The organism is Stenotrophomonas sp. CASM106, assembly GCF_049384825.1.
Taxonomy (GTDB): domain Bacteria; phylum Pseudomonadota; class Gammaproteobacteria; order Xanthomonadales; family Xanthomonadaceae; genus Stenotrophomonas; species Stenotrophomonas muris.
In genome coordinates this window covers 1-467 of record NZ_JBMRFS010000046.1, presented here as the reverse complement: position 1 = coordinate 467, position 467 = coordinate 1, and the positions used below count along the sequence as shown (strand labels likewise).

Sequence of the window (467 nt, the reverse complement as noted above, 5' to 3'; positions counted from 1 at the left end):
CCGGCGCTGCGCACCGGTTCCCTGTGCTTCTCGGTGAATCAGGGGACGGCGCCGAACTCGCTGCGCTCAGACACCGGCGCCTCTTCGCCCCTGATTCCCCTGCGATGCTCGGCTCGCTCATGGCGGGCCCGAACGTCAACGGCCGCAGCTGCACCCAGTGAATTCACGCTATGCGTAGATGCTGTGCGAGGTACAGACAAAAAAAGCCGGGCATCTGCCCAGCTCTTTTTTTGTCCGACGTCAGGTAGCGATCAGGCCGCTTCGTACGTGCCGTAGCTGCGCAGGCGGGTGTAGCGCTGTTCCAGCAGCTGCTCGGTGGACAGCTTTTCCAGCGCATCCAACTCGTTCAGCAGCACCGCCTTCAGGCGCTTGGCCATCTGCGTCGGGTTGCGGTGGGCGCCACCGGTCGGCTCGCGCACCACCTTGTCGACCAGGCCCAGGCTCTTCAGGCGCGGGGCGGTCAGGCC

The 467-nt window shown here is 65.5% G+C and carries 1 pseudogene; it reads right to left on the bottom strand.

Annotated features, from left to right (window positions below):
* Positions 1–251 precede the first annotated feature (251 nt).
* Positions 252–467, bottom strand: a pseudogene (locus VG556_RS22445) (acetyl-CoA carboxylase carboxyl transferase subunit alpha); the annotation flags it as partial.